Genomic DNA, 13,503 nt, shown 5'->3' with positions numbered 1-13,503 from the left:
AGTTGTACATGTCATATTCATCCCCGCTGTTTCGCCGTAAAGCTTTACAGATTGCACTGTTGTCCCTGCCAGCGTTTGCGCTGAGCGCCAACGTGCTGGCTGCTGATGTTCGTCAGGTTAAAATTACCGTCAACGATAAACAATGTGACCCAATGGCACTGACCGTGCCGGCCGGTAAAACGCAGTTTGTGGTGCACAACGCCAGCCAGAAAGGGCTGGAGTGGGAAATTCTGAAAGGCGTGATGGTGGTTGAAGAGCGCGAAAACATCGCACCGGGCTTTACCCAGAAAATGACCGCCAATCTGGAACCGGGCGAATACGACATGACCTGCGGCTTGCTGAGCAATCCAAAAGGGAAACTGACCGTGACCGCAGAAGGCGCAGCGACGGCAACCAAGCCTGATGCAATGGCGCTGGTCGGCCCGATTGCCGAATACAAAGTGTATGTGACGCAACAGGTTGGCGAACTGGTTTCCCATACCAAAGCCTTTACTGATGCGATCAAAAAGGGCGACCTGAAAAAAGCGCAATCCCTGTACGCATCAACCCGCGTTTACTACGAGCGCATTGAGCCGATCGCTGAACTGTTCTCCGATCTGGACGGCAGCATCGACGCCCGTGAAGACGATTTCGAGAAGAAAGCCGAAGACCCGAACTTCACCGGTTTCCATCGTCTGGAGAAAATCCTCTTCGCCGACAAAACCACTAAAGGCACCGAGCAGTTTGCTGACAAACTGTATGCCGACACCGTGGATCTGCAAAAACGCATCACCGATCTGACCTTCCCGCCAAGCAAAGTGGTCGGCGGTGCTGCCGGGCTTATCGAGGAAGTGGCCTCAAGCAAAATCAGCGGTGAAGAAGACCGTTACAGCCGCACTGATCTGTGGGATTTCCGTGCCAATCTCGACGGCGCACAGAAAATCGTTAACCTTTTGCGTCCGCTGTTGGAAAAAGCTGACAAGCCACTGCTGGATAAAATTGACGCGAACTTCAAAACCGTCGATACGTTGCTCGACAAATACAAAACCAAAGACGGTTATGAGAACTATGAAAAACTGTCCGATGCTGACCGCAATGCAATGAAAGGGCCGATCACGACACTGGCAGAAGATTTAGCCAAACTGCGTGGCGTATTAGGTCTGGATTAATCTCCTCCCCCAGCGAAGGGGGAGGCCGGGAGGGGGTTTTAAAGGCTAACCGTTTGTCAAAGCACGCTTTAACTTTTTTTTTGACCTTAATACCCCATCCCAACTCTCCCCTTCGCAGGGGAGGGAGCGTTTAAATTCCTGAGGCATAGCAATGAGTTACAAAAATAATAATCAAGATAACGTTTCTTCTTCCCGCCGCCGTTTGTTAAAAGGCGTGGGATTGTTAGGCGGGGCATTTGCCCTGGGCGGCGCAGACGGTGCGCAGGCCGAGAAAACACCTGGTGCAAAAAAAGAATACACCCCCGGAACCGTTTCCCCCGATGAGCGCTGGGGCAAACAGCCTTATTACGGCGAACATCAGGCTGGTATTCTGACGCCGCAACAGGCCGCGATGATGCTGGTGGCTTTTGACGTGCTGGCCACAAACAAAGCCGATCTGGAGCGTCTGTTCCGTCTGCTTGATACCCGTTTCGCCTTCCTGACCACCGGTGGCACCGCGCCTTCTGTGGATCCGAAATTCCCGCCGATGGATTCCGGCGTCATGGGCGCAGAGATTTATCCTGACAACCTGACCATGACGCTCTCCGCTGGTGATTCCCTGTTTGATGAACGTTTTGGTCTCGCGCCGCACAAACCGCTGAAGTTGCAGCGTATGGCACGTTTCCCCAACGATTCCCTTGATGCCAAGCTTTGCCACGGCGATCTGCTGTTGCAGATTTGTGCCAATAACAGCGATACCGTGGTTCACGCACTGCGCGACATTATCAAGTACACCCCGGATTTGCTCAGCGTGCGCTGGCGTCGCGACGGCTTCATTTCATCTCACGCTGCGCGCAGTCAGGGCAAAGAAACGCCGATCAACCTGCTGGGCTTCAAAGACGGTACGGCGAATCCTGACAGCAAAGACAAACAGCTGATGGATAAAGCCATCTGGGTGACCGCCGATCAGGGCGAACCCGCGTGGACGGTCGGCGGCAGCTATCAGGCCACGCGCATTATTCCTTTCCACGTCGAATTTTGGGACCGCACGCCGTTGCAGGAGCAGCAGACGATCTTTGGCCGTCACAAAGCCACTGGCGCGCCGCTCGGTATGGAAAAAGAGCACGACGTGCCGGATTACACCAAAGACCCGGAAGGCAAGGTGATCCCGCTGGATGCGCATATCCGCTTAGCGAATCCGCGCACCAAAGAAACCGACGACAACCTGATGCTGCGTCGCGGCTACAGCTATTCGCTGGGCGTCACCAATTCCGGTCAGCTGGAAATGGGGCTGCTGTTTGTCTGCTTCCAGCATGATCTCGAAAAGGGTTTTCTGACCGTGCAAAAACGCCTGAACGGCGAGCCGCTGGAAGAGTACATCCGCCCGGTTGGTGGGGGTTTCTTCTTCACGCTGCCGGGGGTGAAAGATCAAAGTCATTATCTGGGGCAAGCGTTGATTGAGGCGTAAGGCCCGACCCCGCCCGCGATGACGATACTGTTAGCTAGGGATGGCTTTCAGGCCGCTCGAGAAAGGTTTTCAGGGTGACAACATGGTTGATATCAGCCATTAAACGCGGATTATTTTGCACTTCCCAGATATCGACATTTTTCTGCAGGTTCAGCCAAAATTCAACGGACGTCTCAAAGGCTTTTGCCAGCCGGAAAGCGATATCAATGGTCAGCTTACGGTTGTTGTTGACCAGTGCGCTGATGGTATTGCGGTGTACATTCAGTATGACGGCCAGGTCATTAATTCTCAGACCGGTTGGTTCAAGGTATTCATACTGCAAAATATCCCCGACGGTTGCGGGCTTACGTGTTGTCACATCCATACGACTTTCCTTCTGGTCTGCCTTCATTAACATTGCAACGATAATGCCTGTCGTTATCGATGGTTTCTGTAACCGTGAGGATCCAGAAATAAGCCATGTGACTTACCTTCACGCCAGTAAAAAATGAGGCGATACTGGTCATTCACCCGTATTGACGAAAAGCCCTTGAGCGGCGGGGCTAATTCTTCATAACGGTTGCCGGGGGGCCAGAGCAAATCCCTGTAATCCATCGCAGCATTAATCATATCCAGCTTTCTTTCCAGAACACCCGCAAGCACCCACGGGATTTTCCGATGTGGTGTGGCGAAATGAAAAAAGTCTTCCAGCCACTGATCGCGAAAGCTGCTGATCCTGAGCATATCGTTCATCTGATGAACCCATCCTGGTTTCAAGGTTGGGCACCGAAGCACTACTGCACTGTGCTTCGGTGCATAAATTAACAGAGTTGTTCGGCACTGTATAGGGATTGTTCCGCTAAAAGCGCAGATGACATTACGCTTCATCTCGTAAAGGCACAGCGCGGATTGACGATATCGCGCCACGTTTTCCAGAGTTTGTCGGCAACCTACATTGAGTGACGTAATAAATGCGCAATGCTACGCAAGAAAGGGGTAGCGCCAATCAAAGTACGAACAGAAAAATCTTCGTTCTTGAGATAAAAATCCCTCCCGCTGAACCACGGTTTAACTCTCTTTGTGTAATCTGTTTACTCATCAACAACAGAATCAGTGAAATCGTGACATGGCAGAATTGAAGGGTCCCGGACTATCCAGCCCGTTATGGCGGCTGACGGTAGTGACATACTGCACCGGCATTCTGGCCTGGCTGGGTGGCATGATGCTGGCGCTGCTCCTGCATTTTATCCAGCGCCTCGCGTTCGGCTACAGCCCGGATTTCATCATCAGCAGTGAAAGCTTTTTGCAGGGCGTCAGCGGCTCGGTCGCCTGCTTCACGTTATGCGATAAGTTGGCGGTTAAAAAATAATCCGAAGGAGGATCCTGAAAAGATCCTGAAGATCTTGTTGACGGCGACTACAAATTTTTTTACATTTTGGTAACGCAATTATTTCAGCTGTCATTATACTGAAATCATAGACAGGTAGTTTTTCAAGATGAACGGCAAGTGCCGTTATTAATAGAAGAACTCATACTGCGGGGAGTGCGAATGGTAAAGTCCTTGTTTGGGCTGGTGAACGAAAATAACAAGCTTCACACATTTACTCGTTGTTGTTGCATAAATGCCAACGAGGGCAAAGCTCCCGACACTTTATTATTTACCACCTCATTTTCAGTTTATTCTTATCTATTTTTAAAGATGTCCCCATCCACACAACAACCCTGTTCTTTAACTGACTCTTCTTCTCCTAAATCCGGGAGGCTCTTAAACACTTCGGCGAAATGCACTGGTTTCAATTCTGGTAATTTTATTGTGCGGGTCAGCGGTTTGTCATTTTCGACGTTAATATCCGAAAGAGTGACAATGCCTCCACGTGAAAAGAAAACATCCGGCCGATTATTGAATAATCCTCCGGGGCGATTTTCCTCTTCACGTTATTCATTGGCTTCAATTGGTCTAAAAGGAGACCAAAACCTCATTTGTGCGTGAAACATAACCGTGCGGGCAACCGCCTTAGCGTTAAGTGAATCAAACTGTAAGGTGCCACTATGGGAAGACAGAAAGCAGTGATCAAAGCTCGCCGTGAAGCAAAACGAGTCATTCGTAGCGACTCACGCAGTCACCGCCAGCGCGAGGAAGAATCTGTGACTTCATTAGTACAGATGGGCGGTTTAGAATCGATTGGAATGGCACGGGATACCCGCGACCACTCTGTTATCGAAGCACGTACCGAAGCTCAAGGTCATTACTTATCAGCCATAGAGAATAAGCAGTTAATTTTTGCCACCGGTGAAGCGGGCTGTGGTAAAACATTTATCAGCGCTGCGAAAGCGGCAGAGGCATTAATTCACAAAGAAATCGACAGGATTATTGTGACACGTCCGGTATTGCAGGCCGATGAAGATCTCGGTTTTCTGCCAGGCGATATTTCTGAGAAGTTTGCGCCTTATTTCCGCCCGGTCTACGACATTCTATTACGTCGCCTGGGTTCTTCATTCCTGCAATATTGTTTACGGCCGGAAATTGGGAAAGTTGAAATTGCGCCATTCGCCTACATGCGTGGACGTACTTTCGAGAATGCCGTGGTTATTCTGGATGAAGCCCAGAATGTCACCGCCAGTCAGATGAAAATGTTCCTGACCCGTCTCGGTGAAAATGTGACGGTCATTGTTAACGGTGATATTACCCAGTGCGATTTACCACGTGGGGTAGTATCGGGTCTCAGCGATGCATTATCCCGCTTCGAAGAAGACGAGATGGTCGGCATCATTAAGTTTGATAAACAGGACTGCGTGCGCTCTGAGCTGTGTCAGAAAACGCTGAATGCTTACTCGTAATTAACTCAAACTGATTGCAATAAAAAGGCCGCTCGTGATGAGCGGCCTTTCTTGTTATGGCTTTTATAAATGTGATGCGCTGTATTTAAAGCATAATAATCATCATATACGCACAGAATAAGGCCAGATGGGCAGTACCGTTCAGGACATTGGTACGGCCTGTCGAGAACGAAATCTGGCACAGGATCAGCACGGACAGCATCACCACAATGTTAGCCGGATCAAGACCGAATATCAGGTTCTGCCCGGTCAGGGTTGCAATCACCGTCACTGCCGGAACGGTCAGTGAAATCGTCGCCAGCACCGAACCGAAGAATAAATTCATGGCGCGCTGTACCTGATTCTTCAGTACGGCTTTCAGCGCACCCAAACCTTCAGGAGACAAAATCAGCAGTGCCACCAGGAAACCGGTGAACTGTGCGGGCGCATTCAGCTCGGTCAGCAGGCTTTCCAGCGGGTTGGCGTTGAACTTGGTGACCGCAATAACCAGTACCAGATGCACGATAAGCCACAGGGTATGCGTCAGATTACTTTTCGAAGAGGGCTTTCCGTGGCCACTTTCTTCGTCTTCGTCTTCATGCTCGTAGATAAACAGGCTCTGGTGCGTCTTGGTCTGGATCAGCAGGAAGACGCCGTACATTGCAGCTGAAATCACGGCCACAAACAGCGCCTGCGTAGTGGTAAAGTTACCGCCGGGCAGCGCCGCCGGCAGGACCAGGACGATGACCGCCAGCGGAAAAATCGCCATCAGGTACTGTTTGATACCACCAAGATTTACATACTGTGTCGCAAATTTACGACCACCGAGCAGCAGGGCAACGCCTACCAGACCGGCGGTGACGATCATAATGATCGAGAATAGGGTGTCACGCATCAGCGCGGGTGCGGCATCGCCCGTCGCCATCAGGGCCGAAATCAGACTGACTTCGAGGATGACCACTGAAAGGCTGAGGATAAGCGACCCGTAAGGTTCGCCTAAACGGTGTGCCAGCACGTCCGCATGTCGGACGACACTAAAGGCACTGGCGAGAATACCGACCAGTGCGATTAAATTGATGCCGACGACGGAAGCGAAATTACTGCTGTTACCCCACATGACGAGGACTATCAGTGCGGCAATGGGAAAAATCAGGGAATACTCCTGATGGCGGGTTTTGATTTTTGGATGTTCCTGAGACGACACCATGATGATTTTTCTCCTTATAAGCATGCACGAACCTGCATAGCAGATCCGCGAAAAACAATAACCGCCTGTCCGTCGGTTATCAGTAAAAACGCACAGGTGCGTAATGGTGTAACCTGTTAAGTATAGTAGATAAATTAATCTATTAACAGAATTTTATCATGCTTAAGGATAAAAATACGCTGTGCTGACCATTTGTCAGTAATCAATGTAATTTATTACGGTTTTATATCGCAGTTAACTTTGATTGTTAAAAATAAAAGTCATTATATTTCAATTAATTATTGGTCACTATTTTTCTTATGGAGCTTGTGCGTCAATTTATGTAAATCAACCTCATACCCACGTAACTATCAGGGCGAAATGCGTTGTATTGTTTCGATTGAGCGTGAGAGCGGGGCGATTCTGACCTGATCCTTTGAGGGTAGCAGCCAGACTTACTGTTCACCCGTAACATCATGTAAAAGGAGCCAGGGGTATCTTACGAAAATTGATCTGTCGTTAACCCGAATGACACACCGTTTTTCCCCATTTTTCTCAATCACCTTCCTAAAAACTCAACATTCATGCAATGTTCATAAAATAATCACTTTATTTTCGTTTTGTGATCGCTCTCAACCTTGATTGCAACGAGAGAAACGAATAAGGTTTCTAAGTGCAGGGGTATACGAAATTTCCTAGACCATCCCCAACGCTTCGCACCGCACGCCTAATCACTCATCGCGATAACGGAGAACACAGCGTCAACAGCATGGCATGTTCAAAAGTACGTCGTATTAAAGGAGGGAATGAATGTTAACTCGAGATTTTCTGCGAAACGCAGATTGTAAAACAGCATTCGGCAGCATCGACGAATCGATGTTATTAACCTCCGAACAACGCGCCGCCTCACTCGATTGCACGCTGGCGCGACGCCCTGACAACAGTCCCGTGTGGATTTTTGGTTACGGTTCGCTGATGTGGAACCCGGTCTTTGACTCAGAAGAGGCACGGCCTGCGACTCTGCGCGGTTACCATCGTGCTTTCTGTTTACGTCTGACCTCAGGACGCGGCACGCATGCACAGCCAGGTCGAATGCTGGCGCTGCGCGACGGCGGGCAAACTACCGGTCTGGCTTTCCGTCTGCCGGAAGATAAGTTGCACGAAGAGCTGGAACTGCTGTGGAAGCGCGAAATGCTGACCGGCTGCTATCGCCCGACGTGGTGCGAACTGGATCTCGACGACGGGCGTAAGGTCACCGCGCTGGTGTTCATTATGGATCCTTCGCATCCACAATACGAAGCCGACACTGATTACCAGATTATCGCGCCGCTGATCGCACAGGCCAGCGGGCCCCTCGGCACCAACGCGCAGTATCTGTTTGCCCTCGAAAAAGAGCTGGAAAGTTACGGGATGCGCGATGACTGCATGAGCGAACTGGTCAAGCAGGTGCGGATGCTGCTTTCTGTTTCTCCTGGTTTCGATGTTCCCGGTCTGAGCTAAAAATCTGACCCGATTCTTTCAGGCTGTGAGGGTCTTCCGCGCAGCCATTTACCCTGGCTGCGTTATTTAACCCCCTAAATTCAGCCAATTAGCTTCTATCCCCAGACGAAAAATCCGAAGCTACTTTCAAATACCCTTATTAACATCCTGTTTACCTTGCATTTAATCCTGAAAGGCCGGTTGCAATTGCGCGTGCGATCAGCATAATTCAAATCGTTTTGATAATTATTACTATTACCATTTGAACTTTTTCAGGGAACTAAAAATGCACACTGAAAGTGAAATTTTTCACTCTTCTGTTTCACCACGCACGCCTGTTTTCAAACGCAAATTGCTGCCGGCAGTGATTTCTGCGGCATTGGGGATGCTGGCCTTGCCTGCGCTTTGTGCGACTACGGCTGCGCCAACCAATGCAAAAGACGGCGATACTATTACCGTCAGCGCAGCCCCACAAACTTTCACCTCCGGTGGCAATGACACCGTACCCGCCTATCTCGACGGACAAATCGCTAACGGCGGACGTTTAGGGATCCTGGGCGAGCAGGACGCGATGAATGTTCCGTTCAACGTGGTCAGCTTCACCGATAAATTGATGCAGGATCAGCAAACCCGCACGCTGGGCGATGTGCTTAACAACGATGCCGCCGTGCAAACCGGTTACGGCTACGGCAACTATTCAGAAACATTTGTCATTCGTGGCTTCGAGCTGTCTGGCGATGACATCTCTTACGGCGGATTGTACGGCGTGCTGCCGCGTCAGCTGTTACCAACGGAGTTTGCCGAACGCGTGGAGCTGCTTAAAGGTTCCAGCGCTTTCCTCAATGGCGTACCGCCGGGCGGAACCGGTGTTGGCGGTAACGTAAATATCGAACCGAAACGCGCAACTGATACGGCGATTAACCGCGTGTCGGTGGATTACACGTCGGCTTCGCAGGTCGGGGGTGCCGTGGACGTTGGCCGTCGCTTTGGCAATAACAATCAGTGGGGCGTGCGCGTCAATGCCGTTCATCGCGAAGGGGAAAGTGCGATTGATGATGAAAAACGTCGCCTGACGCTCGGCTCTGTCGGGCTGGATTATCGCGGCGATCGCTTTCGTTCATCCCTGGATTTTGGCATGAGCAAAACCAGCGTTCACGGCGGCCGCCCGGTGGTGTATCTGGGTAAAGCCACCCAAATCCCTGATGTGCCGTCGGCGACTGGCAACTACGGTCAGCAGTACGCCTCGACCGATATGGAAAACGAATTCGGCATGCTGAAGGGCGAGTATGACGTGGCCGATAACTGGACCGTTTACGCTGCCGCCGGTGCTAACCACACGCATGAATTCGGCAAATACAGTTCTCCGACGTTACAGGATAACGACGGCAACGCCACGATGAGCCGCATGACAGTGCCATATTTTGCCGACAGCTTCTCCTCGCAGGCTGGCGTTCGCGGCAAATTCGACACCGGTGTTGTCAGCCACAACGTGAACCTCGGCATGTCCTCGCTGTATCGTAAATACAAAACCGCGTACACCATGACCGCGGCGTCGATCAAAACCAATATTTACAATCCGGTGGATTACAGCGAGCCGCTGACCAATCTCTACAGCGGCGGCGACATGAGCGATCCGCTGGTGCGCAACCGCACCCGTTCTTATGGGGTATCGCTGTCTGACACCCTGTCCGTGCTCGACGACCGTCTGCAATTTATCGCCGGTCTGCGCCGTCAGAATGTCGAAGTGAAAAACTATAACTATGACGGTTCAGAAAATACCTCGTTCGACGAAATGAAAGTTACCCCGGCGTTCGGTCTGGTGGTGAAGCCGTGGGAACATTATTCCTTCTACGCCAATCACATCGAAGCGTTGCAGGCCGGTGAAACCTCCGGGACGACCTACAACGGCGCCATTGTGTCAAATGGCGGGCAGGTCTCCGGCATCGAAACCTCGAAGCAAAACGAAGTGGGCGTGAAAGCCGATTTTGGCCGCGTGGCCGGATCGCTGGCGTTGTACGAAATCAAAAAACCGATTGGCATGTACCGCGCTACCGGCGACGGTTACACCTATGGCAACTACGGCGAAGTGCGTAACCGCGGCGTTGAGCTGAATGTGTTCGGTGAGCCGGTGCTGGGCGTTCGTGTCAACAGCAGCGTGACGTGGATGGATCCTGAGATGACGAAAACCCAGAGCGGCACCTACGACGGCAACGACGCCGTAGGCGTTCCGCGTTATCAGTGGGTAGTCGGCGGCGAATGGGATATTCCTGGCGGCAGCGGTGTCACGGCAACGGGTAAAGTTATCCGTTCCGGTTCGCAGTACGCAGACGAGGCCAATAAGATGAAAGTCGATGGCTGGACGCGTCTGGACCTGGGTATGCGCTACGCGATGCCCGTCGGCCAGAGCACGCTGACCTGGCGCGCCAATCTGGAAAACGTCACCAACGAGAAATATTGGGCATCAGCAACCGGCGGTTATCTGACGCAGGGCGACCCGCGTGAGTTTAAGCTTTCCGCGACCTACGACTTTTGATTTAACTCCCTCCCCTGCAAAGGGGAGGGTGGGTATGGGGTATAAATGGCAACTCAGAAGTCGTCTGTCATACCCTCCTGCTCTCCCCCGGCGAAAGGGGGTATTTCTTGCAATTTGTACAGTAACAATACCCCGCCAGCCCGCATTCCGCCGCTTTAATAACCAATCAGATAACGTTATGCAAAATTCGCATAACGATAGTATTTATCAGACTTTCTGGTAGGTTGAAGAAACTTTACACTCAATAAAATTTTAGCAATTTCGCTACTTTGGAGAGTCTGTTTTGATGAAAGCTTTATTACCGTCCGTCCTGTTTACGGCTATTGCGGCTACTTTCTCTGTTCAGGCTGCCACACCGCCGGATACGCTGGTCATCGCACAGTCTATTGATGATACCTCCAGCTTCGACCCGGCGCAGGGTTTTGAGCTGACGACGGTTCAGGCTTTCAATAATCTTTATCAGCGTCTGGTGCAGTCTGACGCCAATAATCCGATCGACCTGAAACCCACGCTGGCGACCTCATGGGAAGCGGCGAAAGACAACCGTAGCCTGACGTTCACGCTGTCACCCAAAGCGACCTTTGCCAGCGGCAATCCGCTGACTGCCGATGACGTGATCTTCTCTCTGTCGCGCGTGGTGAAGCTGAATCTCGAACCCTCATTTATCCTGACGCAGCTGGGCTGGAACGACAAAAACGTCGATACATTCCTGACCAAAATCGATGACCAGCACGTTAAAATCAGCTGGACCGCAGATGTCAGCCCGTCTTTCGTGTTGAGCCTGCTGTCTGCACCGGTCTCTTCTATCGTCGACAGCAAACTGGTGAAAGCCAATGCCGCCGGTGATGACCTCGGTCACCAGTGGCTGAGCAACCATTCAGCCGGTTCCGGCCCGTACCAGATCCGCAACTACATTCCGCATGAAGTGGTGATTCTGGCTGCTAACCCGACGTCGCCGGAAGGCGCGCCGAAGCTGAAAACGATTCTGATTAAAAACGTGCCGGATCCGGCTGCCCGCCGTCTGCTGATCGAGCAAGGTGATGCCGATATGGCGCGTAACCTCGGTTCTGACCAGATGGCCGCGCTCGAGGGCAAGAAAGGTGTGAAACCGCTGGCGATCCCTTATGCGTCACTGTATTTCATGCAGTTCAACGCCAAAGCTTCTCCTGCGCTGGGCAATCCGGCCTTTTGGGAAGCCGCGCGCTACCTGTTCGATTACAACCACATTGCGCACGATCTGATGAAAAATCAGTTCCAGGTGCATCAGTCATTCCTGCCTGAAGGTTACCTCGGCGCGCTCAATGACACGCCTTACACCTATGACCCGGCCAAAGCCAAAGCGATTCTGGCGAAGGCCGGTCTGACTAACGTCAGCTTCACGCTTTCAACCTCTAATCAGCCGCCGTATCTGGACATTGCCCAGGCCTTGCAGGCCAGCTTCGCGCAGGGCGGCGTGACCGTGAAACTGGATCCGGGCTTAAGCCAGCAGATCTCTACCAAAATCAAATCACACGACTACGATGCGTATATGTCCTCATGGGGACCGGATTACTTTGATCCGAACACTAACGCCTCTGCGTTTGCGTTCAACCCGGAAGACGGCAGTAAAACGCTGGCGTGGCGTGCCAACTGGTCGATTCCTGCTCTGAACAAACTGACGCTGGCGGCGATTGCTGAACCGGACCAGGCCAAACGCGTGGCGGATTACCGTCAGTTGCAGCTGGAAGTGCAGAAGAATTCACCGTTCGTCATCGGTCTGCAGGCCAAGAGCCTGATCGCCGTGCGTGACAACGTCAAAGGGTACGTGCAGGGCATCAACCCTGACATGGTCTTCTACAGCAAGGTCACCAAGTAATGACAGACAGTTCAACACCCGCCGGATTCGTCCGGCAGGGTTGGCGCTGGTCAGGCCGTCTGCTGACCGGCGTGATTTCGCTGGCGCTGACGTTGCTCGGCCTGCTGGCGTTTACCTTTACGCTTTCTCATCTGGCACCAATCGATCCGACGTTGCAGGTTGCGGGCGATCACGCCAGCGAAGCCACGTACGCGCAGGTGCGCCGCGATTTAGGTCTCGACCAGTCAGTGCCGGTGCAGTTCGCCCGTTATCTGGATCACCTCGCGCACGGCGATATGGGGATTTCCCGTATCACCGCGCAACCGGTGGCCAGCGATTTAATGCGTACTTTCCCGGCAACGGTGGAACTGGCGACCTGTGCGATTTTGCTCGGCGGCAGCATGGGCATCCTGCTGGCGTTGCTGGCAGTGTGGAAGCCGGGCAGCTGGCTGGATAACATCGCGCGGCTGGTTTCCCTGCTTGGTTATTCTGTGCCGATCTTCTGGCTGAGCCTGCTCGGCCTGTTGCTGTTTTACGCCGTGCTGCACTGGGCGGGCGGGCCGGGACGTCTTGACGATTTGTACATGTACACCATGACGCCGCGCACCGGTTTTGTGCTGATCGATACCTGGCTGTCGGGCGATCGCGAGATGTTCTACAACGCCATCAGCCACCTGTGGCTGCCGGTCACGGTGCTGGCGATGCTGTCGATGGCGGGGATTACGCGCCTGCTGCGCGCCTCGATGCTCGGCGAAATGAATAAAGAGTACGTGATTCTGGCCCGCTCAAAAGGCGCGGGCAGGGTGCGCGTGTTGCTGTGCCACGTCTTCCCGAACGTGCTTGGCACACTGATCACCGTGCTGACGCTTTCCTACGCCAGCCTGCTTGAAGGCGCCGTACTCACCGAAACGGTCTTTGCCTGGCCAGGCGTCGGACGCTATCTGACCACCGCTCTGTTCGCCGCGGATACCCCGGCAATTCTTGGCGCTACGCTGCTGATCGGCACCTGTTTTGTGCTGCTGAACGCGCTGGCTGACGCCCTTACTTATTTGCTCGATCCGCGAACCCGCTAGTGGCCTG

At 52.4% G+C, this 13,503-nt stretch carries 11 protein-coding genes; 8 read left to right on the top strand and 3 right to left on the bottom strand.

Translation table 11 applies throughout. From position 1 onward, the window contains the following. Window positions 1–8: 8 nt before the first annotated feature. Complete coding sequence (efeO, locus tag ACMHLI_RS07985) at window positions 9–1,148, top strand: iron uptake system protein EfeO (protein WP_112168922.1); 1,140 nt, start codon at window positions 9–11, stop codon at window positions 1,146–1,148. Between the two features lie 151 nt (window positions 1,149–1,299). Then, window positions 1,300–2,595 (top strand): iron uptake transporter deferrochelatase/peroxidase subunit, encoded by a 1,296-nt coding sequence (gene efeB, locus ACMHLI_RS07980; RefSeq protein WP_413528993.1) that lies wholly within the window; start codon window positions 1,300–1,302, stop codon window positions 2,593–2,595. A gap of 34 nt (window positions 2,596–2,629) precedes the next feature. On the opposite strand, the gene ACMHLI_RS07975 is transcribed toward efeB, so the two are convergent. Next, entirely contained in the window at window positions 2,630–2,959 is a 330-nt protein-coding gene (locus ACMHLI_RS07975) for a HigA family addiction module antitoxin (protein WP_413528992.1), read from the bottom strand. Window positions 2,960–3,012: 53 nt separating this feature from the next. Continuing rightward, a complete protein-coding gene (locus tag ACMHLI_RS07970; RefSeq protein ID WP_413528991.1) occupies window positions 3,013–3,327 on the bottom strand; it encodes a type II toxin-antitoxin system RelE/ParE family toxin in 315 nt (104 codons plus the stop codon). A gap of 373 nt (window positions 3,328–3,700) precedes the next feature. Between ACMHLI_RS07970 and ACMHLI_RS07965 the strand changes: the two genes are divergently transcribed. Next, entirely contained in the window at window positions 3,701–3,943 is a 243-nt protein-coding gene (locus ACMHLI_RS07965) for a hypothetical protein (RefSeq protein WP_413528990.1), read from the top strand. Between the two features lie 680 nt (window positions 3,944–4,623). Continuing rightward, complete coding sequence (gene phoH, locus ACMHLI_RS07960) at window positions 4,624–5,412, top strand: phosphate starvation-inducible protein PhoH (protein WP_112168917.1); 789 nt, start codon at window positions 4,624–4,626, stop codon at window positions 5,410–5,412. Between the two features lie 85 nt (window positions 5,413–5,497). Here phoH and chaA read toward each other — a convergent pair whose 3' ends face one another. Then, window positions 5,498–6,598, bottom strand: coding sequence for a sodium-potassium/proton antiporter ChaA (chaA, locus tag ACMHLI_RS07955; RefSeq protein ID WP_413528989.1), 1,101 nt, complete (start codon window positions 6,596–6,598; stop codon window positions 5,498–5,500). A 789-nt stretch (window positions 6,599–7,387) separates the two neighbouring features. On the opposite strand from chaA, the gene ACMHLI_RS07950 reads away from it, so the two are divergent. From ACMHLI_RS07950 to ACMHLI_RS07935, 4 genes are all read left to right on the top strand, one after another. Beyond that, complete coding sequence (locus ACMHLI_RS07950) at window positions 7,388–8,077, top strand: gamma-glutamylcyclotransferase (RefSeq protein ID WP_413528988.1); 690 nt, start codon at window positions 7,388–7,390, stop codon at window positions 8,075–8,077. Window positions 8,078–8,342: 265 nt separating this feature from the next. Then, window positions 8,343–10,589, top strand: a complete 2,247-nt coding sequence (locus ACMHLI_RS07945) for a TonB-dependent receptor (protein ID WP_413528987.1) — start codon at window positions 8,343–8,345, stop codon at window positions 10,587–10,589. A 286-nt stretch (window positions 10,590–10,875) separates the two neighbouring features. Beyond that, on the top strand, window positions 10,876–12,444 hold the full coding sequence (locus ACMHLI_RS07940; RefSeq protein WP_413528986.1) for an ABC transporter substrate-binding protein: 1,569 nt from the start codon (window positions 10,876–10,878) through the stop codon (window positions 12,442–12,444). Then, window positions 12,444–13,496, top strand: a complete 1,053-nt coding sequence (locus ACMHLI_RS07935) for an ABC transporter permease (RefSeq protein ID WP_213050507.1) — start codon at window positions 12,444–12,446, stop codon at window positions 13,494–13,496. The genes ACMHLI_RS07940 and ACMHLI_RS07935 overlap by 1 nt, the downstream gene beginning before the upstream one ends. Window positions 13,497–13,503 lie beyond the last annotated feature (7 nt).

Origin of the sequence: Rahnella inusitata (assembly GCF_965118895.1) — a bacterium.
GTDB lineage: Bacteria > Pseudomonadota > Gammaproteobacteria > Enterobacterales > Enterobacteriaceae > Rahnella > Rahnella inusitata_A.
The sequence above is the reverse complement of the archived record's forward strand: the minus strand, read 5'-3'. Positions and strand labels throughout refer to the sequence as shown.